This is a genomic window from Streptomyces cynarae (genome assembly GCF_025642135.1).
GTDB classification, from domain to species: Bacteria; Actinomycetota; Actinomycetes; order Streptomycetales; family Streptomycetaceae; genus Streptomyces; species Streptomyces cynarae.
Genome location: NZ_CP106793.1, coordinates 8,346,231 through 8,371,671 on the forward strand (window position 1 = coordinate 8,346,231; position 25,441 = coordinate 8,371,671).

The window sequence follows — 25,441 nt, forward strand, 5'->3', positions numbered from 1 at the left end:
GGAAGTGGCGTGCGATCGCGTGCGACTCGTGACGGCTCGTGAAGGCACCCGAGTCAACCGATGCGTACGAGCGAAGATCTACGGCCGAGTCGTGTCCCGTCGGCGAGAGTTCGCCGACCGGGACGTGTCCTGTACGTGAACGAGATCGATCCGTCAGCCAGAGCCGGCACGGCTGCCGGCCATGCTGTCGTAGAAGGGCGCACCGGGAGAGACGTCCGAGGGTTTCACCGGGCGGTCGGTCGCGGCGGACGCGTAGATACCGGCCACCAGTGCGAGAGTTCGCCGGGACTCTTCGAGCGGCACGGGCGGTGGGGTGCCGTCGCGCAGGGAGGACAGCACCTTCGCGAACTGGGCCCAATGCCCGCTACGGGAGTTCTGCGCGGCCGCCACGTCCCCGGCGCCGGACAGGCCGGCCTGCCACGCGGCGAGCACGTCGTCACGCCCGGGCGCCGGCGTCACACGCCAGTCCTCGTCCCGGTACCCGTACAGGTGCGTCACCTCCACGGTGGCGTGCTCGAAGTCGTAACGCAGGTACGACTCCTGCCGCGGCGAGAGCGCGCTGTTCACCACGGAGGCCACGGCGCCGTTGGCGAACGTCACATGCGCCAGCGAGACGTCCTCGGTCTCCGTACGGCGCGCCTGCGTCCTGGTGACGGCCCGCACCTCGGTCCAGTCGCCGAGCAGGTCCAGCATCATGTCCATCTGGTGGATGCCGAGCCCCATCGTGGGTCCGCCGCCCTCGGTGTCCCACCGGCCGCGCCAGGGCACGTCGAAGTACGCCTGGTCGCGAAACCAGGTGGTGTGGCAGACCGCCAGCAGCGGGCGGCCCAGCAGTCCCGAGTCCACCAAGGCCTTGAGCCGGGCCTGGCCCCGGCCGAAACGGTGCTGGAACACGGTCGCGAACCACGGGGGTTCGCCCACGGCGGCGGCGATCTCGTCCAGTTCCCGCAACGACAGCGCGGGTGGCTTCTCCACGAGCACGCTGGCCCCGGAGCGCAGGCAGGCCAGTGCCTGGTCGCGGTGGAGTCCGGGGGGTGTGCACAGATACACCAGGTCGGGGCGGGACCGGGCGAGCAACTCGTCGATGTCGTCGTAGCCGGCCGGTGCCCCGTGCTTGGCCAGGAAGGCGTCCAGCCGGGTCCGGTCGGTGTCCGCCGCAGCCACGATCTTCGCGGCGACCGGACCGGAGGACGTGAGCGCGGCCGCGTGGTCCATGGCGACGTCGCCGGTACCTACCACCGCAATTCGTATCATTTCGTCCATCACTCACGCTCCATCCTGGTTCGGCTGGTGGTAGGAAGTAGGGCTGTCCCGCTGCCGTCGGCGCGCCCGCCCGGTGACGTCCGGGCGCCCCAGGCCGGCGGCATCATGCGAGGTACGTCGCGGAACGGGCGTGTTCGATCGTCAGCGCGCTCACGCCGGTGATCGCCGCGTCGAAGCCGAGCTCGCTCACCGCTATCCGCGGCACCCAGGGGATCCGGCCGACGAGGCGCTTGGTCAGCTGCTCCGCGGACTCCTCGCTGTACTGTGCGAACGCGCCGGCGAGCACGATGACCTGGGGCGAGAGCACGACCGAGGTGGCGACGAGGGCGAGGGCGATCGAGTCGAAGAACTCGTCGCGGGCCCGCGCGGCCCCGCCGTCGCCATCCCGGCAGCAGGCCATCATCGCGCGGAACGCGGGACCGATGCGCTTGCCGTGCAGGCCCTCGCGGGCGGCGAACGGAAGGACCTGCGCCGCCAGGGTCGACTCGACGTCGCCCTGTTCCGTGAAGTAGCGGGCGAACGATGCGCTGGAGGTCAGCAGGAAGCCGATCTCACCCGCGGCCGACCGGTGCCCGCGGTAGAGATGCCCCTCGTTGATTATCCCGGCGCTCAGTCTGGCGCCCAGCACGAGCGCGACGGCACTCTGCGCGTTCGCGAGGGCTCCGCCGGTCCACTCGCCGTAGGCCGTCGCATTGGCGTCGTTCTCGATGTGGATCGGCAGACCGCACCGCGCCGAGACGATGTCGGCGAGCGGCACCTCCTGCCAGTCGAGTTCGACCGCTTTCGACACCACTCCTGAGTGCACGATGCCGGGAACCGTGATGCCGACGGCGACGATCGGCGATGTCACCCCCGTCTCCGGGGAGGTCAGCCGGTCGACGAGGTGCAGCAGCCCGTTGATGCGGGCGGCGCCTGCGTCCCGGCCGTCGAGATCGAAGGTGTGGCTCTCCTCGTACAGCGTGGTTCCGCCCAGGTTGACCACGCGTCCCCGTGCCGTGTACTCGGTGACGTCGACAGCGACGATCGCGCGGGCCGACGACGCGAATCGCAGCAGCGTCGAGGGCCGGCCGACCGAGGAGCGCACCTGTCCCGCGAGTTCGACCGAGCCTTCCTCTATGAGCGCCGAGCACAGGCGTTCGATGGTGGCCGAGCCGAGCCCGGTGCGCTCCTGGATGTCACGTCGAGACAGTGGTCCGTGCTCGCGGAGTACGTCTAGGATCGCGGTCCGGTTGATCTCGGTGACGTGCCGAGTTGTCGCGGTGCGCGGCGCCCGTCGTTTCACAACCCTCCCCAATAGCCATCGGACTGAGGATAAGTCTCGTCCGATCGTTGCCTGGCTGACCTGGAGAGTACCAGCCCTCTGCTGTGTGCCAAGGGCCTCAGGGGCGCAAACAAGGGCTTCAGGTGCGCAAAAGAGATGTCGCGAACCCTTGTGGGTATTCAATCACAGTGATAGGAAACGGGGACCTGCTACTAGCGGCCGGCGCCGTGCTCCGTCCGCTACGACGGAAAGGGATCCAAGATGACCAGTGTGGGTGTGCGGCGCTCCCGCAGACTCGGCCGCGGCGGCATACGCCGCGTGATTCCCCTCGCTGCCGTGGCCACGGCCGGTGCCCTACTGCTCTCCGCCTGCGGGTCCGGGTCCGGCTCGGGCGGGAACTCCAAGTCGCTGACGTTCTGGATCTCCACGGTTCCGGGGCAGGACGCGGGTTGGAAGAAGCTGGTGGCGCAGTACAAGAAGGAAGCCGGCGTCGACGTCAAGCTCGTCAACATCCCCTACGACGGCTACACGACGAAGCTGCACAACGCCGCGCAGGCGAACTCCCTGCCCGACGTGGCGGCCGTGCCGGCGCTGGACCCGATCTGGTCGAGCAAGCTGATCGACCTCAAGTCCATTGCCGACAACAAGAGCTACAACATCAACGCCAACTTCCTCGCAACGGACTCGTCCGGAAAGGTGCTGTCCATCCCTTCGGACATCACCGCGTCCGGCCTGTACATCAACAAGACGCTGTTCAAGAAGGCCGGCGTCTCCTTCCCGACCTCGCCCCAGAAGACCTGGACCTGGACCGACTTCATCGCCGCGGCGAACAAGGTCCGCGAGAAGACCGGCGCCAAGTACTCCCTGACCTTCGACCAGTCGCCGTCCCGGCTCCGCGCCATGGTGTACGAGATGGGCGGCAAGTACGTCCACGCGGACTCCTCCGGCAAGTTCTCGGTGGACGACGCGACCAAGAAGGCCGTGAACACCTTCGTCGGATGGAACGACAACAAGACCATGCCGAAGTCGGTGTGGACCAGCGGCGCCGACCCGTCCGCCATGTTCCAGAGCGGTGACGTGGTCGCCTACTGGTCCGGCGTGTGGCAGGTCGCCGCCTTCGCCGACAGCATCAAGAAGTTCGACTGGGCCAGCGTCCCGACTCCCGCCCAGCCGGTGCAGGCCAGCGACGTCAACAGCGGCGGCATGATGGTCGGCTTCAACAACAACGGTGCCGCGGCCACCGCCGCGCAGAAGTTCCTGTCCTGGGTCTACGAGCCGGACCACTACCGTGAGCTGTGCGAGGCCTCCGGGTTCCTGCCGGTCGAGAACGGCCTGAACCCGAAGTACCCCTTCACCTCCGAGGCGGCGCAGGCGGCGTTCAAGCTGTACAACGAGGAGATCCCGCTCTACGCCCCGATCTCCGGCTACTTCAACAACGCGCAGACGCAGTGGGTGCTGAAGGGCAAGAGCCTCACCGAGGACCCGACCAAGACGGAGCTCGGCAAGGCGATCAACGGCCAGCAGTCGTCCGACAAGGCCCTGGAGAACATCGTGGCCGGCTACAACCAGCAGGTCGGCGGCGGATCGTAGGCCGCGGGGCCGGGCGGCGGAGTCGAGACACCGCCGCCCGGCCCTGACGCCCGTGTGATGCCGGGCTCATGCGTGAGCCCACAGCAATCCATTCCACCAGCACGGAGTCAGGAAGATGACCATAAGCGCCTCGGACGTGTCCGCGAGCCCGCCCAGGAGACGCAGTAAGTACACCCTTGCGCCGCTCGTCCTCATCGCGGCCAACGTCGTGCTCTTCGCGTTGTTCTTCGTCTGGCCGGCGGTGATCGGTCTCGTCTACTCCTTCACGAACTACACGGGCGTGGGGGTGTTCCAGTGGGTCGGACTGGACAACTACCGCAACCTGTTCGGGGACTCCACGTTCTACGACGCGCTGAGCCGGACGCTGCTGTACACCGTCCTCTTCGTCCCGCTGAACTTCGCGCTCTCGCTGCTCGCCGCCAACCTGGTGGTGAGCAAGCACGCCAAGGGCGCGTCGGTCGCCCGCGTCATCTTCTTCATCCCGTGGCTGCTGTCGCCCATCGTCGTGGGCGTCCTGTGGCGGTGGCTGTTCGGTGAGAACTTCGGACTGGTCAACTACGTCATCGAGAAGCTCGGCGGAGGAGCCGTTCCGTGGCAGTCGAACGCGGACCTGTCGCTGCTGGTGGTGGTGATGGCGGCATCCTGGATGTGGACGGGTTTCACGATGCTGCTGTTCATCGCAGCGATCAAGAACGTACCGGTGTCGTACTACGAGGCGGCCTCGCTCGACGGCGCCGGCCCGTGGCGCCAGTTCATCAGCATCACACTGCCGAGCATCGCGCCCACCTCGTTCATCGTCATCCTGCTCAACACGATCAACGCGATGAAGGAATACCCGGTGTTCGTCGCCCTCAACAACGGCGGACCCGGATCGTCGAACAACCTGCTCGTCCAGTACATCTATGAGACCGGCTTCAAACGGGGCCAGATCGGCTACGCGAGCGCCGCGTCATTCGTGCTCATGCTCATCCTGATGGCCGTCGCGATCATCCAGCTGATCGTCAACCGGCGGGTGGAGAACCGATGACAACCACAGACATGCCACGCCCGCTCGACGCCGACGCCAAACAGGCCGTTTCCAGGAAGCGCCCCCAGAACGCGGCCGGCGGTGGGTTCCGGCGGGCGGTGCCCGCGACGACACTGCTGTGGATCCTGGCGTGCCTGTACGGGCTGCCGGTGCTGTGGTTCATCCTCAGCTCCCTCAAGCCGGCCAGCGACCTGTTCTCCTATCCGCTGACGCTGGTCCCGCACCACCCCACCCTGTCGGGTTACCTGACGGCGTGGCGCAGTGCCAACTTCTCCCAGTACTTCATCAACACGGCCATCGTGTGCGTGATCACCACGATCCTCACGGTGGGTGTCAGCTGCTGCACCGGGTACGCGCTGGCCAAGTACGACAACAAATGGCTCAAGGTCTTCTTCGTCTGCATCCTGGCCACCACGATGCTGCCGTCCGAGGTCATGCTCGCCCCGGAGTTCCTGGTGGTCCGCAACCTCGGCCTCTACAACTCGTTCGCCGGCATCATCCTCCCGGCCGTGCTCACCGCGACCGGATGCTTCATGTTCCGCCAGTTCTTCCTGACGGTGCCCGACGAACTCGTGGAAGCCGCACGCATCGACGGCGCTCGCGAACTGGCGATCTTCGCGCGGATCATGGTGCCGCTCTCGCGGCCCATCATGCTGACCCTCGCCATCCTGTCCTTCCAGTGGCGGTGGAACGACTACATCTGGCCGCTGCTGATGCTCAACGACCCCAACAAGTTCACCGTGCAGATCGGCATCCAGAGCATCGTCGGCGCGCAGAACATCAACTGGTCGGTCCTGCTCGGCGCATCGGTCATCTCCATGATCCCTCTGATCGCCATCTTCCTGGTCTTCCAGCGCTACGTCATGAGCGCCGACATCAATGCCGGACTGAAGGACTGACCGTGCAGATGACACTCGACCGCGAGTTCGTCCGCGAGGTGGCCCGCGCCGCCGACCGGCTGGCCGTCCCGCTGGCGGCCCGCCCGGACGAAGAACCTGCCGGAGTCTCCCACCGCGGTCTGGCGCACCGGGTGAAGACACTGCTCGCGGCGTACCGTTCACCGGACTCCACGCTGCACGGCAGCGGGCGGGCCATCGCCGCCATGATGACCCACCTCGCCGCTCTCCGGGCCCTGCAGACTTCCTCCGGCCTCTTCGCCGGCGGAGACAACGTGCAGTCACCGCCGGACTCCGCATTCACCATCAACGACGTGTGCGACGCGCACATCCTTGCCACGGGCGCGGGCTCGGAACTGCGCGAGGTCGCCGCCGCTCTCGCCGAGATCGCCGGCGCGGCTTCCGAGAGCCTCCGGACAGGCGGGGTACACACCCCGAACCACCGATGGGAACTATGCGCGGCACTGGCCCGGCTGCACCGGTCGTTCCCCGACGGCCGGCTGCTCGACCGAATCGACGCATGGCTCGCCGAGGGCGTCGACATCGATGCGGAGGGCCTGTACTCAGAACGGAGCGCCAACTACGCCGCCCACGTGTCCAACCCGTCGTTGCTGCTGTTGGCCGACGTCCTCGGCCGCAACGACCTGCTGGATGCCGTCGAGCGCAACCTCACAGCGACCCTGGACCTCATCAGGCCGGACGGCACGGTGGAAACCGTCCACTCGCGGCGGCAGGACCAGAGCCATACGTTCCCCCTGGCGCCCTACCTGCCGCACTACCGGCTGCTCGCGATCCGTACCGGCCGGGGCGACTTCAGCCGGGCGGCGCGGCTGGCGGCAACCTGCGGCGTCGACGACCCCAATCTGCTCGCCGAGACCATCCTGACCCCCGACCTGTGCCGCGAGCTGCCGGCACCGGCGCCGGTAACGCTTCCCCGCGACCGGTACATCACCACGGCGCGCCTTGCCTCACGAGCCTCCGCCACCGCGCACACCGTCGTCTACGGCGGCTCGGACGTGCCCGAGCACCGGCACATCCGCTCGGGCCTCGCCTGCGATCCGACCTTCCTGCGGCTCTTCGCGGGCGACGCGGTCCTCGAAGCCGTGCGGCTGTCGCGGGGCTTCTTCGACCTGGGCCCCTTCCGCGCCATGGACATGACATCTCTCGGGGACGGCCGGTACCGGCTCACCGAAACCCTCACGGCCGCCTACTACCAGCCGCTCCCGCCGACCGAGCGACGGGCGGACGGCGCCTACGAGATGGCGGATGAGGGACGCTTCTCGGCCGCGATGTCGTTCGCGCAGCGGCCGCGGGACGAGGTCACGCTGACGACCCGCGTAGATGTGGAACTCCGGGACGACGGTGCCGACATCCGGTTCGACATGGCCGGCCCGCGGGTGCCGTGGGCGCTCGAACTGACCTTCCGGCCGGGAGGCGTCGTGCACGGCGCCGAACCGCTGGGTGAAGGACGCTGGTGTCTCGGCTCCGGGGCGATGACGTACCGGGTGGGCGAGGACGAGATCCACGTCGAGGTCGGTGTCCACGCCGGGGAGCCGCTCGCAGGGCCGGACCAGACCGACTTCCTGCGGTACGACCCGGGTCAGGACTACACCTTGCTGGGCGGAACCGATGCGATGAACGGGGAACATGTCTACGTAGGTGGATTCGCCCCGCACACACTGAGCGTCTCACTGCGTGCTCGCCGACCTTGACCTGTCGTACGACCTCCGGGCCGGTCCGCGCGCGGACCGGCCCGGCACGGCTGACCCACCCGGAGGGCCGGCCGCTCACGCTTGTGTCACGGACGGGTCGACGGCTCCCGACCCTGCCGGGGCGCCCCGTACGGTGCCGGCAGGGCCGTCCCCGGCACGACCAGGTCGGCTCGGTCCCGGGTCGCCGCGATCAGATCCGCGTTGTGCTGGTCGGTGCCCAGCACCCAGGCCACCGCCGCGTCGTGCTCCTTGCCGAACTCCTCGTGGCGGGCCACCAGCCGCCGGATGCGCTCCTGCTCGTCGATCTCGCAGAACCACACCTCGTCCAGGTACGCCCGTACGCGTGCCCACGCCCCCGTACCCAGCAACAGGTAGTTGCCCTCGGTCACGACCAGCCGCGCCGACGGCGGCACGGGAATCGCCCCCGCGATCGGCTGCTCCAGCACGCGCTCGAAGCCCGGCGCGTACACGATCTCGCCCTCGCGCTCCTCGTGCAGTCGCCGCAGCAGCGCCGCGTACCCGGCCGCGTCGAACGTGTCGGGCGCGCCCTTGCGGTCGCGGCGGCCCAGCCGGTCGAGTTCCGCATCGGCCAGGTGGAACCCGTCCATGGGGACGTGCGCCACCCACGGCGGCCCGTCCCCGTTCAGCTCACGGACCAGGTGCTCGGCGAGCGTGGACTTGCCGGCCCCCGGGCTGCCGGAGATGCCGAGGACAGCTCGGTGGCCGGGGCGGGTCAGGGCCGCGGCCCGCTTCAGGAGGTCGTCGAAGTTCATCGTCCCGTCATTGCACCAGAGGTCGCGCAGGATCGCGAGACCGGTGTACCGGTCACGGGGACCGACCTACCGGTCGCGGGGACCGACCACCGTCGAGTCACCGGTGTACGTGAAGGACCGCCGGGAAGGCGCGTACCGGTCGTGGACGCCCTGGAGTACCCGCACGCGCTCGGCCGCCCCCGCACCGGTGGGCGGTGCACCCGGACCTGACGCCGAGTCCGGTGACGGCGCCCCCGCTCCACGCCCGCCGACGGAGTGTCGACGGGGCGCAATGTGGCACTCGCCACCCTCTGTCCGGCGTTCATGAGGGAAGGTGGCTCCTATGACGAAGCTCGGTCTTCCGGACGGTATCCAGGCCTGCCTCTTCGATCTCGACGGGGTCATCACCAAGACCGCCGTCGTCCACGCGGCCGCGTGGAAACAGACGTTCGACGACTTCCTGCGTGCGCGGGACGGGGCCGACTTCCGCCCCTTCGACGACAGCGACTATGACGAGTACGTCGACGGACGCCCCCGCGCCGACGGCGTCCGCACCTTCCTGGCCTCCCGCGGCATCCGGCTACCGGAGGGCGCCCCCGACGACCCGCCCGACCGGCAGACCGTGCACGGCCTCGGCAACCGCAAGAACGAGCTGTTGCTGGAGCTGATCCGCACCCGCGGGGTCGAGGCGTACGACGGCACCATCCGTTACATCGGCGCCGCACGGGCCGAGGGCCTGCGCACGGCCGTGGTCTCCTCCAGTGCCAACTGCCGTGACGTGCTGCGGTCGATCAACGCCGAGCACCTCTTCGACGTACGCATCGACGGGGTCGTGGCCGCCGAACGGCACCTGCCGGGCAAACCGCAACCGGACACCTTCCTCGCCGCCGCACACGACCTCGGCGTGGAGCCCAAGGCCGCCGCCGTCTTCGAGGACGCGCTCGCGGGCATGGACGCCGGACGCTCCGGCCACTTCGGATACGTCGTCGGCCTGGACCGCGTCGGCCAGGCGGACGCGCTGCGTGCCCACGGCGCCGACGTCGTCGTACCGGACCTGGTGAACCTTGGGGAGTGGTCGTGATCACGCACAACTCGTACACCGTCGAGCCCTGGACCCTGCGCGAACGCGGCTTGAACCTGGACGTCCTGCCCCAGAGCGAATCGGTGTTCGCGCTGTCCAACGGGCATGTCGGCTGGCGCGGCAACCTGGACGAGGGCGAACCGCACGGACTGCCGGGCAGCTATCTCAACGGCGTCCACGAGACCCACCCGCTGCCCTACGCCGAGGCGGGCTACGGCTATCCCGAGTCCGGGCAGACCGTCATCAACGTCACCAACGGCAAGATCATCCGGCTGCTCGTGGACGACGAGCCCTTCGACCTGCGCTACGGCCGGCTGCGCTCCCACGAACGCGTCCTCGACCTGCGCACCGGACTGCTCACCCGGACCTGCGAGTGGACCTCACCGGCCGGCTCCACGGTCCGCGTACGCTCCACCCGCCTGGTCTCGTTCACCCAGCGCGCGATAGCCGCCGTCGCCTACGAGGTGGAACCGGTCGGCAAACCCGCCCGGATCGTCGTCCAGTCCGAGCTGGTCGCCAACGAGCAACTGCCCGGCCGTGACCGCGACCCGCGCGCCGCGATCGTGCTCGAGTCGCCGCTGGAGGCCGAGGAGAACTTCGCGAAGAGCACCCGGCTGCGGCTGGTGCACCGCACTCGGCGCAGCGGCCTGAGGGTCGGCGCCGCCGCCGACCACGTCGTCACCGGCCCCGACCCCACCACGACCGAGAGCGAGGCGACCGACGACCTCGCCCGCCTCACCATCGCCTCCGCACTCGCCCCGGGTCAGACGCTGCGGGTGGAGAAGTTCGTCTCCTACGGCTGGTCCGGCACCCGGTCCCTGCCCGCGATCAGCGACCAGGTGGACGCGGCGCTCGCCGCCGCCGCCGGCGTCGGCTGGTCGGGGCTCGTCGCCGAACAGCGGGATTACCTGGACGAGTTCTGGGCGCGCTCCGACGTCGAGATCGACGGGGACGAGCAGATCCAGCAGGCGGTCCGCTTCGCCCTCTTCCACGTCCTTCAGGCCGGGGCCCGCGCCGAGCAGCGCGCGATCCCCGCCAAGGGACTGACCGGTTCCGGTTACGACGGGCACGCGTTCTGGGACACCGAGATGTTCGTGCTGCCCCCGCTCACCTACACCTCACCCGGAGCCGTCGCCGAAGCGCTGCGCTGGCGGCAGAACACCCTGCCCGCCGCCCGCGAACGTGCCGTCCAACTGGGCCTGCGGGGCGCGGCGTTCCCGTGGCGGACGATCGACGGCTCCGAGGGTTCGGCGTACTGGCCGGCCGGTACCGCCGCGTTCCACGTCAACGCGGACATCGCCGACGCCGTCGTCCGTTACGTCGCCGCCACCGGCGACGAACGCTTCGAACGCGACACCGGACTCGAACTCCTTGTGGAGACGGCCCGGCTGTGGCGGTCGCTCGGCCACCACGACCACCACGGCACCTTCCACCTCGACGGGGTGACCGGCCCCGACGAGTACAGCGCCATCGCCGACGACAACACGTACACCAACCTGATGGCCCGCGCGAATCTGCTGGCCGCCGCCGACGTGGTCGAGCGCCACCCGCGCCGCGCCGGGGAACTGGGCGTCGACGACGAGGAGGCAGCGACCTGGCGGGACGCCGCCGAGGCCATGCACATCCCGTACAACCAGGAGCTCGGGGTCCACGAGCAGCACGCCGGGTTCACCCGCTACCAGCGCTGGGACTTCGCCTCCACCGGCGCCGACCAGTATCCGCTGATGCTGCACTTCCCGTACTTCGACCTGTACCGCAAGCAGGTCATCAAGCAGGCCGACCTGGTGCTGGCGATGTACACGTGCAGTTCCTTCTTCGACGCGGAGCACAAGGCGCGCAACTTCGCCTACTACGAACCCCTCACCGTCCGCGACTCGTCGCTGTCCGCCTGCTGCCAGGCGGTCATGGCGGCCGAGACGGGCCATATGCGGCTCGCCTACGACTATCTGCACGAGGCCGCGCTGATGGACCTGCACGACCTTGAGCACAACACACGCGACGGCCTGCACATCGCCTCCCTCGCCGGCACCTGGATGGGGCTCGTCGCGGGCTTCGGCGGCATGCGCCACCACGGGCAGCGGATCGCGTTCGCCCCGCGCCTGCCGGAGAGGTTCGGCCGCCTCGCCTTCACGCTGCAACTGCGGGGCCGCCGACTGCGGGTGGAGATCGGCCGCGGCGCGGCCACCTACACGCTGCAGAACGGCGACCCGCTGACCATCCACCACCACGGCGAGCCGCTCACGGTCGACGCGGACAAGCCGCAGACCCTGGACATCCCGCCGCTCAAGCCCCGCCCCGCACCGGACCAGCCGCCGCACCGGCGCCCGAACCACCCGGATGCGAACGAGGGGTGAGGCCGCACGCGCCGCTGCTCACCATGCCGTCCGGCACGGTGAGCAGCGACTGCCCGGACCTCAGCGCGAGGTCAGCTTCCACAGGTGGTCGGCGGTGCCGTTGTCGGACCACTGCAGTACCTGCGCGCCGGAGGACGTGCTCATGTTGTTCACGCCGAGCAGGAGACCGCTGTTGTAGTTGGCGATCTTGTAGTAGCCGTCGCCGGACGGGATGAGCTGCCAGAGGTGGTCGTCCGTGCCGTTGTCGCCCCAGATCAGGGCCGTGCCGCCGTTACTGGTGCTCATGCTCTGGATGCCGAGCAGCAGACCGCTGGACTGCTGGACGATCTTGTAGAGGCCCCGGCCCGCGGATACCAGGGTCCAGTTCTGGTCGGTGCCGGTGGTGGAGGTCGCCTGGACCACGGACGTGCCCTGTGCGGTGCCCGCGCTCTGGGTGTCCAGGGCCAGGCCGCTGTTCCTGTTGGTGATCTGGTAGCGCCCGGCCAGCGAGGTGGAGGTGCCGGTGGGGGTGACGACGATGTGGTAGCCGTCGGACGCGTTCATCGTCACCGGCACCGTGATCGAGCCGTTCGAGACCGTGTAGTCGGTGTCGGAGATGGTGATCGGGCCGGACACCGCCGTCGTGCGGCCCTTCGACGGCGTGTACTCCAGCTTCACGTGGACCGTGCTGCCGAAGGCCGACAGGGAGTTCAGGCCGTTGATCGTCACCGCACAGGAGCCTGTGCAGCCGCCGGCGACGACGCTGATCTGATTGCCGGAGCCGTTGAGGGAGGCGATGCCGTCGATGCCCGTCTGGGCCGGGGGTGTGGTCACGAGCATGTTGCCGGACATGTCTCCGTACCACTTGTACGCCCAGTACGCGCCGTTGGGGGAGCCACCGGTGTCGGTGAGGGTGTCGCCGAGGGTGCCGTAGTGGTTCCAGAAGGCGAGCTCGGCGTCGTGCACACCTGCCCGTTCGAACTTGGCGACGTACCCGATCAGCGGCCCGGGCACGCCGACCTCGCTCGTGGTGCCGTACTCCTCGATGGCTATCGGGCGCGGGCTGATGCCGAGGCTGGACTCCAGGGCGCGGTACGCCGACACGTGTGCGGCGATGTTGCTCGACCCCTGCAACTCGTGCCAGGAGATGATGTCGGGCACGGTTCCGGACGCCTTGGCGTCGGTGAGGAACTGGCTCATCCAGCTCTGGTTCCACGCCGAGTAACTCGGGCCTTGGATGGGGGTTTTGGTGTCCTTGCTGCGGACCTCCTTGTACGTGCGGGCCCAGCCTGCGTCGAACGCCCCCGCGTTGGTGGTGTCCCAGGTCCAGTCGGGCTCGTTCCACAACTCGTACGCGGCGATGTCGGTGGCACCCGACGCCTGCACGGAGGCGACCTGCTTGTCCACGGCCGACAGCCAGTCGCTCCAACTCACCCACTTGTACGGGAAGTTGGGGTACCAGTCCGGCATGCGGACGACGACCTTGGCGCCGGCCCGGGCGGCCTTGGCCGCCACGACCAGCGCGTCCCCGGCGGGCTTCGGCTCACCGTTGGGGAGCTGGGATCCGCCCGGCGCCATCTGCACGAACGTGTTCGGCTTCAGCGGGGTGACCAGGCTGTCGGCGGGGGTGGTGTCGTCGGCGAGGCCGTAAAGGCTGCCGGTGGCGACGTGGGTGACCGGGCGAAGGGTCTGGTTGGCGTTCACCACCAGGGTGGTCGAGGACGTCGGGGACGCCTGGACGGGGGCGGCGGTGGCGAGGCCGGCGGCGAGGACGGCTGTGCCGACGGCGGCGGTCAGGCCGACGCGTCTGCGAGTGCGGCTCATGAAATTCTGTCTCCTGAGGAGAGGGAATCGGGGGGATGTCCGTCCTGGTCCGTCCTGTACGGACTCAGTCCTTCACCGCGCCCGCGGTCACACCCGCGGCCACGTAGCGCTGTGCGAGGACCAGCAGGACGGCTGCGGGGATCGACGCGACGACGGCGGTGGCCATGATCGCGTTCCATTCCTGGTTGTTGTTGCCGATGTAGTGGTAGATGCCGAGGGTGATCGGGCGCAGATCGCCGCCGCCGTCGAGGGTGTTGGCGAAGACGAAGTCGGACCAGGCCCACAGGAAGCTGAAGAGCGAGACGGTGACCACGGCGTTGCGGCTCACCGGGAGCACGACGGACAGGAAGGTGCGCCAGGTGCCGGCGCCGTCGATGCGGGCCGCGGCGATGAGCTCACCGGGGATGCCCGACATGAACGCCGTGAAGATCATGACGCCGAAGGGCACCGCGATGGTGGAGTCCGCGATGATGAGCCCCCACCAGGAGTTGAGCAGCCCGAGGTCGAGGAAGATCCCGTAGAAGCCCATCGCCATGACGATGCCCGGGATCATCTGTGCCACCAGCAGGGCGAGACCGAGGAAGCCGCCGCCCCAGGGCCGAAGCCTGGCCAGCGCGAAGCCGGCCGGGGCGGCGAGGACCAGGGTGAGGACGACCGTGCCCAGGCCGATCAGCAGGCTGGTGCCGAGGTACGGCATCTGGTCGTTCAGAACGGCCCGGTAGCCCTCGAAGGTGGGGTGCAGTGGAAGGAGGTCGGGCGGGCTCTTGCGCATGTCCTGCTGCGGGGTGAGGGACACGTTCAGCATCCAGTACACCGGGAACAGCATCACGGCGGTGAGCAGGACGCCGATGACGGTGTGGAGGCGCGAGCGCCGGGCGGAGCCGCGGTGGACGGTCATGCTTCCTGCCTCCTCTGGACGCGGATGTACAGCAGCCCGAAGACCAGGGCGATGAGGATGAGGATGTTGCCGACGGCGGCCCCGGGGCCGAACTTCGGCAGCAGCGTGCCGAAGCCGAGTTGGTAGGACCAGGTCGCCAGGGTGGACGAGGCGTCGCCGGGACCACCCTTGGTCATGATCCAGATCAGGTCGAACACCTTCAGGGTGTAGACGAGACCCAGCAGCAGCGTGATCGCCGACACCGGACGCAGCAGGGGGAAGGTGACGCGCCGGAACTGCTGCCAGGCGCTCGCCCCGTCCAGGGCCGCGGCCTCGTACAGCTCGGCCGGGATGTTCTGCAGACCGCTGTAGAGGATGACCAGGTTGAACGGGATGCCGATCCAGATGTTGGCGATGACGACCGACGTCAGCGCCCAGTCGGGGGAGTTGAGCCAGTCGACCGGTGACACGCCGACCAGGTGCAGGGCGTAGTTGATGACGCCGGACTCGCTGTTGAACATCCACGACCAGGTCGACGCCGACACGATCAGCGGCAGCAGCCACGGGATCAGGAACAGGGCCCTGAGCGTGCCCGCCAGCCGGAAGTGCCGGTTGAAGAAGACCGCGAGGGCGAGTCCGGCGACGTACTGGAAGGCGATCGACACGAAGGTGAAGATCATGGTGTGGCGCATGGCCGGGCCGAACGTCGGATCACCGAGGACGGTTCTGAAGTTGTCCAGCCCGGAGAAGGGCGCGTCGCCCGCCACGAACGACCGGACCGTGTAGTCGCGCAGGCTCAGGTCCAGGTTGCGGTAGAGCGGGTAGAGGTAGAAAGCCGCGAGGTAGACGACCAGCGGAGCGAGGAAGGCCAGCGCGGTGAGCCTGCTCCTGCGGCGCTGACGGCGCCGCAGTGCCGACGAGTCCTTCCCGTGGGTGGCGCCGGTCGCCCCGGACCTGGCCGGGGACCGCTGGGAGCGGCGGTCGACGCGGGCGATGGTCATGCGAACTCCTGGATGCGGGTGGCGGGTCCGGGGCGGCGGTGCCGGGTGTCAGCTCTTGCCCTTGGCGGCGGCCGTCTGCGCGGTGTCGAGGGCGTCCTTGGGGCTCTTGCTGCCGGACAGGGCGGACTGCACGGCGGTCCACATCGGCTGGGAGATCGTCGGGTACTTGGTGCCCAGACCGCCGCTCGTGCGGCCGCGCGCCGCGGCCACCGCGTCCACCCACGGCTTCAGCTGGGGGTTCGCCTTCACCTGCTGGGCCTGGACCTCCTGGGTGGGGGCGACGTACATCAGGGTGTTGTCGGTCGACAGCAGATTGGCGGAGCTGGTCAGACACGTGACGATCTTCTTGCTGACGTCGTAGCGGGAGCTGTCCTTCTGAACCGGGACGGTGACGAACTCGCCGCCGGTCGGAACGGGTGCCGAACCGCCGTTCTGCCCCGGGATGCTGATGACCCCGTACGGGAAACCGGCCTTCGCCGCGTTGCCGAGCTGCCAGGTGCCGTTCTCACCGAACGCGTAGTCGCCCGTGGCGAACTCCTGCCAGCTGGTGGTCTGGGTGTTCTGCAGGACGTCCTTGGGCGCGTAGCCCTCGTCGACCCACTGCTTCCACAGCGACAGGGCGGCGACACCCTTGGGCGAGTTCAGCTTGGTGAGGTCGCCGCCGGCGCCCCAGAACCACGGCAGGAACTGGAAGCTGCCCTCCTCCGTGTTGATCGCGGAGAAGGTGATGCCCTTCTTGCCGGCCGCCTTCACCTTCTCCAGGGCCGCCGTAAGGGACGCCCAGTCCTTGATGGAGGCGGGGTCGACGTGCGCGGCGGACAGGACCTTCTTGTTGTAGTAGAGAGCGAGCGTGTTGGCGCCGATCGGAACCCCATAGGGGGAGCCGTCGATGGTGCCCGCGCCGATGACGTTCTTCTGGATCGCGGACGTGTCCAGGCCGAGGTCACTGGTCTTGTTGAGGATCCCCGCCTCCACCAGCGTGGAGACGACCGGGTTGTCCACGAGCATCACGTCCGGGGCGTTGCCCTGCTGCGCGGCCAGCAGCGCCTTGTTGCCGAGGTCCGTGGTGTCCATGCCGGTGCGCTTGACCTTGACCCCGGCGTCGGTACCGCACTTGGTGACGAGCTTGCCCCACGCCGAGGAGGCGTCGAACTGCGGGTACGGGTCCCAGAAGGTGTAGGTCGCGCCCGATTTGCCGGACGAGGACGAGGAGGAGCCCGAACCACCGCCGCAGGCGGTGGCGGAGGCGAGGGTACCGATCACGGCGACGGCGGCGAGCAGGGTGCGGCGGGTGTGTCTCACGGGTGACCTCGATGTCTTGGGGTGTGGCGGGGCTCGGGGAGGGGAGGAGGCGCGTGCTCAGGAGGTCGGCAGCCAGACGCGCATGCTGCCGTCCTGGCGGTTGGCCCAGGCGTAGTAGGGGATCGCGGTCAGCTCGAGGGGCTCACCGGCCGAGGGGGTCCCGGCGCCCTCCGCGGCCCGGTACGGCCACCAGCCGGCGTCGGGGATGTGCCGGCGGTGCCCGGCGGCCACGACGGTGGTGACTCCGCCGAGCAGGTCCGGGCGGTGCTTCACGGCGAGCGGGCGGGTGGTGTCGAGGACGATGTCGTCCAGGCCGCCGCCGGGGTGGTCGACCTGCTCCAGGCAGTACACGAGCGGCCCGCGTTCGATCGCCACACAGCCGCGTAGGGCGTCCACGCGCGGGTCGGCCGCGGTGAGGCGGGGGTCGAGGGCGAGTTCGAGGACCACCTGGTCGCCGGATGCCCAGGTGCGCTCCAGCCGCAGCCAGCCGTCGCTCACGGGCGCGTCGGTCTGGTCGTACGCCGTGTCCCCGACCCTGACCCGGTACTCGCGGCACCACTGGGGGATGCGCAGGGACAGCGTCCAGGGCCGCTCCTCGGGGGCCTCCTCGACGGTGAGGGCGATCGCACCGTGCCAGGGGTAGTCCGTCACGGCGCTCACGGCGACCGGGGTGCCGTCGACGTCGCCCGCGTAGCGTCCGGTGACGTACTGGTGGATCTGCAGGCCGTCCGCGTCCGTCGAGGCGAGGTAGTGCTCCAGGGAGGCCAGCAGCCGCATGACGTTCGGCGGGCAGCAGGCGCAGCGGAACCAGCGGGTGCGGCGGGCCGACTGGTCGCCGCCGGTGTCGGTGTGGCCGTCGCGCACCTGGAGCGGGTTGACGTACAGCCAGCGCTCGCCGTCCAGGGAGACACCGGCGAGGAAACCGTTGTACAGGGTGCGCTCGATCAGGTCGGAGTAGCGGGCCTCGCCGGTGAGCAGGGCCATGCGCCAGCTCCACTGGACGGAGGCGATGGCGGCGCAGGTCTCGCAGTAGGCGCGCTCGTTGGGCAGCTCGTACGGGTCGCCGAAGTCCTCCTTGTCGTGGTGGGCGCCGAGACCGCCGGTCACATGGGTCTTGGTGGCGGTCATCGCCTGCCACAACCGCTCGGCGGCGGCGCGCAGTTCGGCCTCCCCGGTCTCGGTCGCCAGGTCGGCCGCGGCGGCGAGCAGGTAGAGCTGGCGTACCGCGTGCCCCTCGACGTTCGTGGCGTCGCGCAGCGGGACGCGGTCCTGGCAGTACGCCTCGTTGCCGAGGAGGCCGTGGCCGTGGCGGTCGACGAAGTAGCCGGCGAGGTCCAGGTAGCGGCGTTCACCGGTCTCCCGGTAGAGCTCCACCAGGGCGGTCTCCACCTCGGGGTGGCCGTCGATGCCGTCGATGGGCTTGCCGCTGCCGGGCGGACCGAAGACCGAGTCGATGTGGTCGGCGAAACGACGGCCCACATCGAGCAGTTCGGTCCCTCCGGTCGCCCGGTGGTGGGCCACCGCGGCCTGGATCAGATGGCCGGCGCAGTACAGCTCGTGGCCCCAGCGCAGGTCCTCGTAGCGCTTGCCGCCCTCGCGGAGCTGGAACCAGGTGTTGAGGTAGCCGTCGGGCTGCTGGGCATCGGCGACCAGCGCGGCGATCCGGCCCACCGCGTCGGCGAGTTCACCGTCGTCCTCGGGCGTCGTCCGCTGGGCGAGCTGCCAGGAGGCGGCCTCCAGCCACTTGTAGACGTCGGAGTCCTGGAACGGGTACGTGCCCTGGAACTCGCCCTCGGCGGTGCCCGCCACCACCCGCAGGTTGTGCAGGTTTCCCGCCGACTCCAGCAGGTGGGGGCCCTGCGGGATGGAGGTGCGTGCGTTGACCTCGCGCCGGGCCTGCCAGAAGCCCTCGCGGATGCCGACGGCGGCGGGCCGCAGCGCGGTGTGGGCCCCCGGACCTGGGCGGACCGGGCCCGGGGAGGGCGGGGTTGTGCGTGTGCGGGGCATGGTTCTCCGGGGTGCGTCGCGGGACGGGAGCAGCCGACGCGGTCGCTTCGGCTGCGAGGAGACAAGGAGACGAAGAAGCGAAGCGGTGCCTGTTTGAGCAACCGTTTTTCTGCCGTGAAAGTAGTGGACGGAAGCAGGCGGAGGTCAAGAGGGATGACGCGATATTTTTCCGTTTGCTCACGGGCTGGCGCAGAGGCCCGCGCTGCTGTCAGGATGATGCGCACCGTTACCCCCGAGGAAAAGGTTTGCCCGTGACCTCTGCTGCAGGCATCCCCTCCGCCGGCCGGGCCAAGCTCGCCGATGTCGCCGCCATGGCGGGTGTCAGCGTCGGCACGGCGTCGAAGGCGCTGAACGGCGGCGGCAGGATGCGTCCGGAGACCAGGCAGCGCGTGCTGGACGCGGTGGAAGCGCTGGGGTTCCGGCCCAACCAGCACGCCCAAAGCCTGCACACCGGCCGCAGTTGGACGGTCGGACTGATGACGACGGACGGCATCGGCCGGTTCAGCACTCCGGTGCTGCTCGGCGCTGAGGACGCCCTCGGGGCCGGGAAGATCTCGGTGCTGCTGTGCGACACGCGCGGCGACGCCATCCGGGAGCAGCACCATCTGCGCAACCTGATGGACCGCCGGGTCGACGGCATCATCGTCACCGGCCGCCGCACGGACCCCCGCCCCCCGCTGACCGGCATCGAGTCGGTCCCCATCGTCTACGCGCTCTCGCCCTCGACCGACCCGGCCGACACCTCGGTGGTCTCCGACGACCAGGGCGGGGCACACCTCGCCGTCGACCATCTCCTGGCCACCGGGCGCACCCGGATCGCGCACGTCACCGGCCCGGAACACCACGCGGCGGCCCGCGACCGGGCCCGCCACACCATCGAGCACCTGGAGCGCTCCTCGCTGCCACTCGCGACCGGGCGGGTCCACTTCGGCGAGTGGAGCGAGGCATGGGGCCGCCGCGCCGCCGACGCCGTACTGCGCACGGCACCGGACACCGACGCCTTCTTCTGCGGAAACGACCAGATCGCCCGGGGTGTCACCGACACGCTGCGCGAACGCGGGGTGAGCGTGCCCGGTGACATCGCGGTCGTGGGCTACGACAACTGGGACACCATGGCCCTGGCCAGCCGCCCGCCCCTGACCACCATCGACATGAACCTCGCCGAGATCGGCAGGATCGCCGCCCTGCGTCTGCTGGAGGCCATCGATGCGGAACCGGCACCGGGCCTGCACACCGTGCCGTGCCGCCTGGTGGTGCGCGAGTCCAGCTGAGAGCCACTGGCTGCCCAGCAGTGACCGCTGACCTGCGCAGACGAGCCATGTAGGCCTGTCCCCAGGGCGCCTGTGCGGCACTGAACCAAACTCGCTCCTTTTGCGATACTTGGGCCAATTGAGCAGATTGGGCCGTGTATCCATAAGGTGATGATTCGGTGACAGGCGGAGAGCAGGACGAGGGACTGCCGTTCCACGAGCCCGGCGTGGCCGGTGCCCGCGCCGTGGCCCAGGGAGCGGCCCTGATGACGGCCGCGTTCGGCGTGGTGGGCCTGTCCGGCTGGGTCCTCGGCATCGGCGTGCTGAAGAGCGTGCTGCCCGGCGTCGCAGCGTCCATGAAGCCGAACACCGCCGTGGCCCTGCTGGCGCTGGGCCTCTCCGTGTTCGTGGTGGCTCGCCGACCCCTCACTCCGCGGAAGGCCGACGCGGCCCGTGCGGCCGCGGTCCTGGCCGCCGTGATCGGCGGGCTCACCCTTCTCGAGTACCTGACCAAGGCGAACACAGGCGTCGATCAGCTCCTCTTCAGGGATGACACCGCGCGGGTGGCGACCGGGGCGCCCGGACGCATGGCACCGAACACGGCCGTGGCACTGACGCTCGGGAGCGTGGCGGCACTGTGCGCGAGCACCTTCCGACTGCCCGCCTGGACGAGTCAGATCCCGGCACTGGCCGTTCTCACCCTGGGCATGCTGCGGCTCTACGGCTTCGCCTACGCCGTGCCTCAGCTGGAGCGGTTCGGCGGTTACACCGGCATGGCCCTGCACACCGCGCTGGCCCTCGTGCTGCTCGGCATCGCCGTCTTCCTGGCCCGGCCGGACGAAGGCCCTGCGGGACTGCTGATGAACGCGGGCACCACGGGCGCGCTGGGCCGCCGCCTGCTCGCCACCATCCTGATCGCGCCGCCGCTGCTGGGCTGGGGCGTCCTGACCGGTGAGGACGCAGGTCTGTACGGGAGGCGTCTGGGCACAGCACTGCTGGTGTGCGGCCACGTGATCGTGTTCGCCGTGGTCATCTTCGGCGCCCTGGCCGTGGGGCGGCGTATCGAGGTGGCGCACGCGCGTGCCGAATATCAGGTGCGGCAGAACGAACTGCTCCAGGCGTTCATGGACCACACGCCCGCGGTGATGTTCATCAAGGACCTGGACGGGCGCTTGCTGGCGCTCAACACGAGGTTCGAGGAGAGCACGGGACTGTCCCGCGAACGGATACTGGGCCGGCGGGACCAGGAGGTCCTGCCGCCGGACATAGCCCGTCACCTGCGGGCTGCCGACCTCGACATGCTGGCACGGGGCACCCCGGTCCAGCGCCAGGAGCATTTCGACCTGCCGGCAGGTCCACGGGACTTCCTCGCCACTGTGTTCCCGCTCAACGATCCGCACGGCGCGCCCTACGCCATGGCGGGCGTGCTCACCGACATCACCGAACGAGTCGCGGCCCAGCGCGAGGTGGAGCGGGCCAACCGGCGCTTCCTCGCGCTGCTGGAATCCGCACCCGACGCCACCCTGATCACGGACGGCGACGGCGTCATCGTCATGGCCAACGCCCAGGTCGAGCCACTGTTCGGCCGTGCGCCGGCCGGCGTCGTCGGCACCGAGGTCGAGGACCTCGTGCCCGGCCCGCAGCGTCCACTGCACAGAGCGCTCCTGCACCGGTATCTGCAGCTGCCCGACCCGAAGCCGATGGTGGTGGACCGGGGCCTGTACGGGCTGCACAGCGACGGCAGTGAGTTCCCCGTGGAAGTGAGCATCAGCACCTTCCAGGCCGAACAGGAGACCCTGGTCTTCCTCACCGTTCGGAACATCACCGAACGAAGGCAGGCCGAGGCCGAACGCACCGAGCGCTACGAGCAGCAACGACGCATCGCCTACACGCTGCAGCACAGCCTCATGGGCGAGCCGCCCCGCCTGCCGCATCTGCCCAGCGCGCACCGGTATCTGGCGTCCGTCCAGGACCCCGGGGTCGGCGGCGACTGGTTCGACGTCATTCCCCTGGACCAGAACCGGACCGGCGTCGTCATCGGCGACGTGATGGGCCGGGGCCTGGACGCGGCGGCCGTCATGGGCCAGTTGCGCGCCGCCGCCCATGCCTTGGCCCGCACGGGTATACCGCCCTGGCGGCTCATGACCGGGCTGGACGCGTTCGTCAACGACCTTGCGGACCAGCTCGTCACGTGCTGCTACCTCGTGATCGACCAGCGCGCCCGGGAAGTCAGCCTTTGTTCGGCCGGGCACCTGCCGGTCGTCGCAGTGGACCCGGAAGGCTTCCCCCGCCGACTGCAGGCACCGGTCAGCGTGCCGCTGGGCGTCAACGATTTGTGTGGCAGCGGGCTGTCGTTCCAGGAGACGACCCATCGGCTGTCGCCGGGCAGCACACTCGCCCTTTACACCGACGGACTGGTCGAGAGGCCAGGCACCGACATCGACGCCCAGATCGACGTCCTCGCCCACACCCTCGGCACAGCGCTGAGGGACGCTCCGGCCGACCCGGAAATCCTCGACGAGGCCGCGGCCCGGTTGATCGAGACCCTCATTCCGGACGCGGCCGCCCATGACGACGACGTGACGCTGCTCCTGATCGGCGTGCCCGAGCCGGACGGGGCCACCGTGGGTCGGATCACAGGGGAAGGTCGGGACTGCCGCTCCTGAAAGGGCGTCGGCCGCCTCCGAACCGCTGCTGCGACGACCTCGGTCGCCATCCGGATCGCGAAGCGCAGGTGCCGGGCCGGCGTGGCAGGGAGCGAGGACCCGCCGAGGGAGATGCGCAGAGGGCAATGCGCTCATCTGCTGCTCTCGGCCTCCCGTGGACCTGGTCCTGGACCTGTGACCGGCAAGGGCCCGGTTCCTCAGCCGGCGTAGGCCTCGGACACCTTGAGGGTGTCCTCGTAGAGGTACATCTTGACGATCTTGTCGCCTGCCACCTGGAGGTGCATGGCGATGGGCATCTCATAGGTTCGGCCCGTGTTCCTGGCGACACGAGTGAAGCGTCCCAGCATGACCGCGTGATCGCCGTCGACCAAGAGGGCCTGCACTTCGTCGACGTTCTTCTCCGGGACGATGTTCGCCATGAGGGTCCGGAGGTAGTCGGCCACCTCACCGGCCTTGGCGCGATGCCCCGTCCACGGCAGCGACGGCGAGCCGGGAACATACCAATCGATGTCATCCGCGAACGCCTCGGCGACCGCATCCGGGTCCCCGGCGGCCAGCAGCTCGAAGAACTTCTCCACAACCTCACGCGTTGCCATGATCAAGAACCTTCCGAAAAACGGGAGGCCTGGGAGTGTCGTTCCAAGGCCAGAGACGGGTGTACGCCCCCCGGATCTGCACGCCTCTCGTGGCATGCGGGACAAAAGCGGCTATTGATACTTCCGGGGCGAATTCTTGCGCCGGGTCGAGTAGAACAGATATGGACCGGTCAGTCAAAAACTAGCGCACACCGTCGGGGCCGCCCCGGGGTCGGCCCCGACTCGTGCATGTCAGGCTCCGGGGAGTTGGCGTAGCGTGGCGTGACCGATCTGCCGAAGGGCCGAGTCGTCCATGCCGGTCTTCGCGAGGAACTCGATGCCCTGCAGGGCTGCGAGCAGCAGGCGGCCGAGCTCCTGCGGGTCGGCGCTCGCGTCCACCTCCCCCTCTCGTTGCGCGTCCTTCACGCAGGTGACCAAGAGGTCTTCCATGCGCTGACAGGTCGCCCGGGCCAGGGCGGCCACGTCGGGGTCCTGCCCGTGGAGTTCGGATGTGCTGTTGACCATGAAGCAGCCGCGGCGCCCGGCATCTCCGGTGTAGCCGTGTACCACATGCTCGAAGAGTCGCGTCAGGCGCTCCATGGCTGTGCCCGGTGCCGTGAGTGTCCGTTGAACATCGCTGAGCTGCTGGTGGCAGTAGCTGTTCAGCAGATTCAGGAAGAGCCGGCGCTTGTCGCCGAACGCGCCGTAGAGGCTTCCCTTGCCGAGGCCCGTCGCGGAAACCAGGTCCTCCAGCCTCGTCGCCGCGTAGCCGCGGTTCCAGAACTCCTCACGCGCGGAACTCAGGACCTTGGTCTCGTCGAAGCTTCGAGGGCGTGCCATACGGTTACCGTACCAATTCTTGACCGGGTGGTCCGTATCGCCGATCTGTATGACATGAGGCGCCGCGTTCCAGGAGTCGCCCAGCGCGGATCGCCCCCGGGGGGCCAAGTCGCACGTCCTGCGACCCGCTCGTCCTACCGCCGCCACGGCGCGGATGGCCACCCCGTCGCCCCGTCAGTCGGGCAACGTGCCGTCGTCGCGCCAGGGTTCGTGTGCCGGTACAGCGGCCCGCATCGACCTCAGCGCCAGCAGCAGGACGCCGATGTCGTCCAGGTACACGGGATCCGGCAGCAGGTCGGCGGGGAGCACCAGGTACAGGACCGCACCCCAGAACAGCCAGCGCGGGCCGGTGGGCAGCCCGGCGCGGCGCAGGTCGCGGCGCGTGCGGACCAGCCGTCGCAGCAGGGTGAGGGCCACGCCGAGCAGGGCCGCCGCGAGTACGGCGGCGACGGCGAGCGCGGCCCAGGTCGTGGAGTCCATGCGCAGCTCCGGGCATCCGTAGGAGTCGTCCTCTCCTACGGATGCCCGCTTCGCGGTGGACTGTGCGCGTGCCGGGCCGAACGCCCCGGACGGCGGCGCAGGCGGTCGTGACGGTGCGTCAGTGTCCGGGGCGTGCCAGGTTGCTCTCCATCAGGGCCTGGCTGACGGCGCGGACGCTGCGCGCGATGTGCTGCAACTGCATGACCTCGGCGGCGTACATCCTGATCGTGTGCTCGATGACCGACTCCGGCAGGCCGAGAGCCGGCAGCTCCGCGCGGGCCGTCTGCAGCGCGGTGCGGGCCACCCGCACCTCGTTCTGCACCTGGATCTGGGCGTGCCGGGCGAGCAGGACCGGGTGGCGGATCAGGGCCGGGTAGCTGGCGTAGCGCGCGGGCACGAGTTCCCGCAGCCACTTGGCCGCCGACCGCTCCCAGTCGTAGCTGCCGGGGGTTTTGACCTGGCACGGCCAGTCCGAGCTGATCGGCGAGTACGTCGTCAAGGCCATGATGGTTCGCTTCCGGGTCACGTCGGCTCAGGGTGCTGCGGCGACTTCGGGGGCGGCTCCGGCCTAGGGGAGGACCGGAGCCGCCACCAGGGATGCCCGCGCAGCGGGGCCCGGCCGGACACCCGGAGCCCGTGGGTAGGAGCGGACGACTCCGGTTGTCCGTACGGCGCGTCCCGGCTGTCCCGGTCCGCGATCCGCG

The 25,441-nt window shown here is 69.4% G+C and carries 20 protein-coding genes; 8 read left to right on the forward strand and 12 right to left on the reverse strand.

Annotation, left to right across the window (positions count from 1 at the left end; translation table 11 throughout):
- Window positions 1-153 precede the first annotated feature (153 nt).
- Window positions 154-1,263, reverse strand: a complete 1,110-nt coding sequence (locus N8I84_RS37690; protein WP_263234000.1) for a Gfo/Idh/MocA family protein — start codon at window positions 1,261-1,263, stop codon at window positions 154-156.
- A 103-nt stretch (window positions 1,264-1,366) separates the two neighbouring features.
- Window positions 1,367-2,545 (reverse strand): ROK family transcriptional regulator, encoded by a 1,179-nt coding sequence (locus tag N8I84_RS37695; RefSeq protein WP_263234001.1) that lies wholly within the window; start codon window positions 2,543-2,545, stop codon window positions 1,367-1,369.
- Between the two features lie 240 nt (window positions 2,546-2,785).
- Here N8I84_RS37695 and N8I84_RS37700 point away from each other — a divergent pair, with 240 nt between their 5' ends.
- From N8I84_RS37700 to N8I84_RS37715, 4 genes are all read left to right on the forward strand, one after another.
- Entirely contained in the window at window positions 2,786-4,114 is a 1,329-nt protein-coding gene (locus N8I84_RS37700) for an ABC transporter substrate-binding protein (RefSeq protein ID WP_263234002.1), read from the forward strand.
- A gap of 115 nt (window positions 4,115-4,229) precedes the next feature.
- On the forward strand, window positions 4,230-5,141 hold the full coding sequence (locus N8I84_RS37705) for a carbohydrate ABC transporter permease (RefSeq protein WP_263234003.1): 912 nt from the start codon (window positions 4,230-4,232) through the stop codon (window positions 5,139-5,141).
- Window positions 5,138-6,040, forward strand: coding sequence for a carbohydrate ABC transporter permease (locus N8I84_RS37710; RefSeq protein ID WP_263234004.1), 903 nt, complete (start codon window positions 5,138-5,140; stop codon window positions 6,038-6,040). Before N8I84_RS37705 ends, N8I84_RS37710 begins: the two co-directional genes overlap by 4 nt.
- Before the next feature lie 8 nt (window positions 6,041-6,048).
- Window positions 6,049-7,749: a hypothetical protein gene (locus N8I84_RS37715; protein WP_390899078.1), complete on the forward strand. Its 1,701-nt coding sequence runs from the start codon at window positions 6,049-6,051 to the stop codon at window positions 7,747-7,749.
- Between the two features lie 86 nt (window positions 7,750-7,835).
- Here the strand turns inward: N8I84_RS37715 and N8I84_RS37720 are convergent, their stop codons facing one another.
- A complete protein-coding gene (locus N8I84_RS37720) occupies window positions 7,836-8,522 on the reverse strand; it encodes a nucleoside/nucleotide kinase family protein (protein ID WP_263234006.1) in 687 nt (228 codons plus the stop codon).
- A 322-nt stretch (window positions 8,523-8,844) separates the two neighbouring features.
- On the opposite strand from N8I84_RS37720, the gene N8I84_RS37725 reads away from it, so the two are divergent.
- Together N8I84_RS37725 and N8I84_RS37730 are read left to right on the forward strand one after the other, a co-directional pair.
- Window positions 8,845-9,582, forward strand: a complete 738-nt coding sequence (locus tag N8I84_RS37725) for a beta-phosphoglucomutase family hydrolase (protein WP_263234007.1) — start codon at window positions 8,845-8,847, stop codon at window positions 9,580-9,582.
- Complete coding sequence (locus tag N8I84_RS37730) at window positions 9,579-11,936, forward strand: glycoside hydrolase family 65 protein (protein WP_263234008.1); 2,358 nt, start codon at window positions 9,579-9,581, stop codon at window positions 11,934-11,936. Before N8I84_RS37725 ends, N8I84_RS37730 begins: the two co-directional genes overlap by 4 nt.
- A gap of 60 nt (window positions 11,937-11,996) precedes the next feature.
- Here N8I84_RS37730 and N8I84_RS37735 read toward each other — a convergent pair whose 3' ends face one another.
- The 5 genes from N8I84_RS37735 to N8I84_RS37755 form a co-directional block, all read right to left on the reverse strand.
- A complete protein-coding gene (locus N8I84_RS37735; RefSeq protein WP_263234009.1) occupies window positions 11,997-13,739 on the reverse strand; it encodes an RICIN domain-containing protein in 1,743 nt (580 codons plus the stop codon).
- Window positions 13,740-13,803: 64 nt separating this feature from the next.
- Window positions 13,804-14,637, reverse strand: coding sequence for a carbohydrate ABC transporter permease (locus tag N8I84_RS37740; RefSeq protein ID WP_263234010.1), 834 nt, complete (start codon window positions 14,635-14,637; stop codon window positions 13,804-13,806).
- Complete coding sequence (locus N8I84_RS37745; RefSeq protein WP_263234011.1) at window positions 14,634-15,617, reverse strand: carbohydrate ABC transporter permease; 984 nt, start codon at window positions 15,615-15,617, stop codon at window positions 14,634-14,636. The genes N8I84_RS37740 and N8I84_RS37745 overlap by 4 nt, the downstream gene beginning before the upstream one ends.
- A gap of 48 nt (window positions 15,618-15,665) precedes the next feature.
- Window positions 15,666-16,919, reverse strand: a complete 1,254-nt coding sequence (locus N8I84_RS37750; RefSeq protein ID WP_263234012.1) for a sugar ABC transporter substrate-binding protein — start codon at window positions 16,917-16,919, stop codon at window positions 15,666-15,668.
- A 57-nt stretch (window positions 16,920-16,976) separates the two neighbouring features.
- Window positions 16,977-18,926 carry a glycoside hydrolase family 127 protein gene (locus N8I84_RS37755; protein ID WP_263234013.1) on the reverse strand — a complete coding sequence of 650 codons (1,950 nt, stop codon included), beginning with the start codon at window positions 18,924-18,926 and terminating at the stop codon, window positions 16,977-16,979.
- 251 nt (window positions 18,927-19,177) lie between these two features.
- On the opposite strand from N8I84_RS37755, the gene N8I84_RS37760 reads away from it, so the two are divergent.
- Both N8I84_RS37760 and N8I84_RS37765 read left to right on the forward strand, forming a co-directional pair.
- Window positions 19,178-20,197 (forward strand): LacI family DNA-binding transcriptional regulator, encoded by a 1,020-nt coding sequence (locus N8I84_RS37760; RefSeq protein WP_263234014.1) that lies wholly within the window; start codon window positions 19,178-19,180, stop codon window positions 20,195-20,197.
- Between the two features lie 158 nt (window positions 20,198-20,355).
- Window positions 20,356-22,842, forward strand: coding sequence for a PP2C family protein-serine/threonine phosphatase (locus tag N8I84_RS37765; protein WP_263234015.1), 2,487 nt, complete (start codon window positions 20,356-20,358; stop codon window positions 22,840-22,842).
- 197 nt (window positions 22,843-23,039) lie between these two features.
- On the opposite strand, the gene N8I84_RS37770 is transcribed toward N8I84_RS37765, so the two are convergent.
- From N8I84_RS37770 to N8I84_RS37785, 4 genes are all read right to left on the reverse strand, one after another.
- A complete protein-coding gene (locus tag N8I84_RS37770; protein WP_263234016.1) occupies window positions 23,040-23,438 on the reverse strand; it encodes a nuclear transport factor 2 family protein in 399 nt (132 codons plus the stop codon).
- A 231-nt stretch (window positions 23,439-23,669) separates the two neighbouring features.
- Window positions 23,670-24,257, reverse strand: a complete 588-nt coding sequence (locus N8I84_RS37775) for a TetR/AcrR family transcriptional regulator (RefSeq protein WP_263234017.1) — start codon at window positions 24,255-24,257, stop codon at window positions 23,670-23,672.
- Between the two features lie 174 nt (window positions 24,258-24,431).
- Window positions 24,432-24,737, reverse strand: a complete 306-nt coding sequence (locus N8I84_RS37780) for a DUF1232 domain-containing protein (protein WP_263234018.1) — start codon at window positions 24,735-24,737, stop codon at window positions 24,432-24,434.
- 118 nt (window positions 24,738-24,855) lie between these two features.
- The gene (locus N8I84_RS37785) at window positions 24,856-25,242 is read right to left on the reverse strand and encodes a hypothetical protein (protein ID WP_103843473.1); all 387 of its coding nucleotides are present in this window, start codon (window positions 25,240-25,242) and stop codon (window positions 24,856-24,858) included.
- Window positions 25,243-25,441: the final 199 nt, after the last annotated feature.

Bases quoted from the DNA above. Each gene is read 5' to 3' on its own strand.
- N8I84_RS37690 (WP_263234000.1), bottom strand. From the start codon at position 1,263: ATGGACGAAATGATACGAATTGCGGTGGTAGGTACCGGCGACGTCGCC.
- N8I84_RS37700 (WP_263234002.1), top strand. From the start codon at position 2,786: ATGACCAGTGTGGGTGTGCGGCGCTCCCGCAGACTCGGCCGCGGCGGC.
- N8I84_RS37705 (WP_263234003.1), top strand. From the start codon at position 4,230: ATGACCATAAGCGCCTCGGACGTGTCCGCGAGCCCGCCCAGGAGACGC.
- N8I84_RS37710 (WP_263234004.1), top strand. From the start codon at position 5,138: ATGACAACCACAGACATGCCACGCCCGCTCGACGCCGACGCCAAACAG.
- N8I84_RS37715 (WP_390899078.1), top strand. From the start codon at position 6,049: ATGACACTCGACCGCGAGTTCGTCCGCGAGGTGGCCCGCGCCGCCGAC.
- N8I84_RS37720 (WP_263234006.1), bottom strand. From the start codon at position 8,522: ATGAACTTCGACGACCTCCTGAAGCGGGCCGCGGCCCTGACCCGCCCC.
- N8I84_RS37725 (WP_263234007.1), top strand. From the start codon at position 8,845: ATGACGAAGCTCGGTCTTCCGGACGGTATCCAGGCCTGCCTCTTCGAT.
- N8I84_RS37735 (WP_263234009.1), bottom strand. From the start codon at position 13,739: ATGAGCCGCACTCGCAGACGCGTCGGCCTGACCGCCGCCGTCGGCACA.
- N8I84_RS37740 (WP_263234010.1), bottom strand. From the start codon at position 14,637: ATGACCGTCCACCGCGGCTCCGCCCGGCGCTCGCGCCTCCACACCGTC.
- N8I84_RS37745 (WP_263234011.1), bottom strand. From the start codon at position 15,617: ATGACCATCGCCCGCGTCGACCGCCGCTCCCAGCGGTCCCCGGCCAGG.
- N8I84_RS37755 (WP_263234013.1), bottom strand. From the start codon at position 18,926: ATGCCCCGCACACGCACAACCCCGCCCTCCCCGGGCCCGGTCCGCCCA.
- N8I84_RS37770 (WP_263234016.1), bottom strand. From the start codon at position 23,438: ATGGCAACGCGTGAGGTTGTGGAGAAGTTCTTCGAGCTGCTGGCCGCC.
- N8I84_RS37775 (WP_263234017.1), bottom strand. From the start codon at position 24,257: ATGGCACGCCCTCGAAGCTTCGACGAGACCAAGGTCCTGAGTTCCGCG.
- N8I84_RS37780 (WP_263234018.1), bottom strand. From the start codon at position 24,737: ATGGACTCCACGACCTGGGCCGCGCTCGCCGTCGCCGCCGTACTCGCG.
- N8I84_RS37785 (WP_103843473.1), bottom strand. From the start codon at position 25,242: ATGGCCTTGACGACGTACTCGCCGATCAGCTCGGACTGGCCGTGCCAG.